We start from the raw sequence: 2,589 nt of genomic DNA on the forward strand, positions 1-2,589 counted from the left end.
GCCACAGGGCCTGCGGCGGGTGGGCGGCGTAGGGGTTGGGGGTTCCGGTCGGGTTGTAGCTCATGGGATGTCCTTGTCTGGTGGGCGAAGCCGTCCGATGGGAGGTGATCCGGCGGCCGCCACGGTGTCGTCGTCGACGCCGCCGCCGACGTGTGACACGGCGATGGGTCTGTCCGCTGATCTCAGAGTGTCCACGCGGCCTTTGGTCCGGTTCCCTGGCCAATTCTCATGATCTGCGTCATGAGACCAGTCAAGTCCAGAGCGGTGAGACGGTACATAGCCACGAAGCTCAGGTCCATGTTTGTGCGTCCATGCCGGAGTCGGCCCGGCGGAAAGATCATGGCAGGGCGGACGGCGCCCTGCCAGATCCGCCCAGCCGTTCTCGACCCGGGCTCCAGATGTCCCTGGAAAAGGGAAACGTCTTCCTAGAAAACGGAAACCGGGACAGGTACGGGCTCCGGACGGGCTCCGGGAACTCGGCGCGCGCCCGCGCCGACGCCCAGGTTCTGGTGGATCTCCATGGTGGCCGTGGAGCGGTTCAGGGTGATGTAGTGCAGGCCGGGCGCGCCTTCCGCCAGCAGCCGTTCGGCCATGACCGTGGCGTACTCGACGCCGATACGGTGCCCCTCCTCCGGCAGGTCGCGGACCGCTTCGAGCCGCCGCGCCAGGTCGTCGGGGAAACGGGCGTCGCTGAGTTCGGCGAAGCGGCGGATCTGCCGGAAGTCCGTGGCAGGCATGATCTCCGGGATGACCGGGGTGGTGCAGCCGGCCGACTCGATCCGGTCGCGGAGCCGGAGATAGTCCTCGACATGGAAGAACATCTGGGTGATGGCGTAGTCGGCGCCCGCCCGGCACTTGGCCACGAAGTGGCGGATGTCGCTCTCCCAGTCCGCCGAGCGCGGATGGCGCTCGGGGAAGGCCGCCACCCCGACCGTGAAGTCGCCCAACTCACGGATGAGCGAAACCAGTTCGCTGGCCTGGGCGAAGCCCTCCGGGTGCCGTACCCACTGGCCGCGCGGGTCGCCCGGCGGGTCGCCGCGCAGGGCGAGTACGTCCCGGATGCCGGCGTCCGCGTACTGGCCGATGATGTGGCGCAGTTCGGCCACCGAGTGGCCGACCGCGGTGAGATGCGCGACCGGGCGCAGGGTGGTCTCGGCGGCGATGCGCTTGGTGACCTCGATCGTACGGTCGCGTGAGGAGCCCCCGGCGCCATAGGTGACCGAGACGAAGGACGGCGAGAGCGCCTCGATACGGCGGATCGCGTTCCAGAGCGTGCGCTCGCCGGCCGCGGTCTTGGGCGGGAAGAACTCGAAGGAGTACGAGCGCCCTCCGTCGGCCGGCAGGGGGCGCGGGCCCGGCTGCGGATGCCGTGGACGTTCCGGGTTCTGTGCCGCCATGGCGGGGGTCCTTCCTGGTCGCTCGGTGTGGGAGTGAGTACGGTCCGCACACAGTAGCCGCGATGGGCCGCGCCCATCCGGGCCTGCCCGCGGACTGATCACGGGTACCGCAAGGAGCCCGTGAACGGCCTTACCGGGAAGGGAAGTCCGGGCGCGGCCCCAGGTGTTGTCGGAGGGTGCCGTCCGGCCCGGGGGGCCCGCGCCGCCGGGTGCCCGGAGGTCAGATGCCGGTGGTGGTGCCCCGGCCGCGCAGCAGGCACTCCTCCAGGAAGGCCACCGCCCGGAGATGGTACGTACGGGCGGCGCGGCCGATGCTGATGTTGTGCCCGGCGGCGGGCAGCCGCTCCACCGTCACCAGGGGCGCGGCGGTCAGCCGGCCGGTCATCGAGGCCAGCGCCGCGTCGTCCAGCTCCCACCACAGCTCGTGCTCGGCGAAGGTCAGCCGGACGGGGTTGGTGATGTCGCCTGCCAGTCTCGGGTACTGGATGGGCCACACAGCCGTCTGGATCTCCTCCCGCCGCGGCACGGGCCGCAGCAGCGCGCGGCTGGCCCGGAACGTACCGGGCGCGTACAGGTTCAGCGGGCCCCAGTTGAGCCGGGAGGCGCCGCCGCCGAGGGTGTCGGGGAAGTGCCGGGCCTCGGGGGCGTACCGCCAGCCGCAGCCGTTGATGTCGAGGCCGATCAGCGCTCTGCCCGCGTCCTGGGCCGCCATGTGCAGGGTGACCTTGCCGCCGTCGGAGTGGGCGACCACGAAGAAGCCGGCGCCGGTCGGGTGGTGCAGGGCGAAGTCGGCGAGCGCCGCATGCAGGGTGGTCGCCTGCTCGCCGAGCGGCTGGCCTTCCGGGATCTGCCGCGCCGAGGCGCCGTAGCCGGGTCGGTCGAGGGACAGTACGGAGAAGCCCAGGCGCGCGCCGAGTGCCAGCAGTGAGTCGGCGGGGTCGGTCAGCCCGTTGAAGTACTCGGCGCACATGCCCCGGCCGTGGATGGCGACGATCACGGCGCGGGGCGCGACGCCCTCGGGCTCGGCGAGCAGGCCCGACACCTCGATGCCGTCGGCGTCGAGGGTGAGGGCACGGACGGCGGGCACCGCCGACAGGACATCGGCGGGGGCGGCGGATCCATCGGGGACGGCGGGTGCGGCGGGTGCGGTCATGGCGGGCGGTTCTCCCGGGGAGCGGGTGCAGGAGCGGAA

At 71.7% G+C, this 2,589-nt stretch carries 2 protein-coding genes; both read right to left on the reverse strand.

All coding sequences use genetic code 11. The features are described from left to right. Positions 1-425: 425 nt before the first annotated feature. A complete protein-coding gene (metF, locus tag WH07_RS32605; protein ID WP_079023748.1) occupies positions 426-1,397 on the reverse strand; it encodes a methylenetetrahydrofolate reductase [NAD(P)H] in 972 nt (323 codons plus the stop codon). Positions 1,398-1,617: 220 nt separating this feature from the next. Beyond that, positions 1,618-2,550 (reverse strand): alpha/beta hydrolase, encoded by a 933-nt coding sequence (locus tag WH07_RS32610; protein ID WP_079023749.1) that lies wholly within the window; start codon positions 2,548-2,550, stop codon positions 1,618-1,620. Between the last annotated feature and the right edge of the window lie 39 nt (positions 2,551-2,589).

The organism is Streptomyces odonnellii, from assembly GCF_000981895.1.
Taxonomy (GTDB): Bacteria; Actinomycetota; Actinomycetes; order Streptomycetales; family Streptomycetaceae; genus Streptomyces; species Streptomyces odonnellii.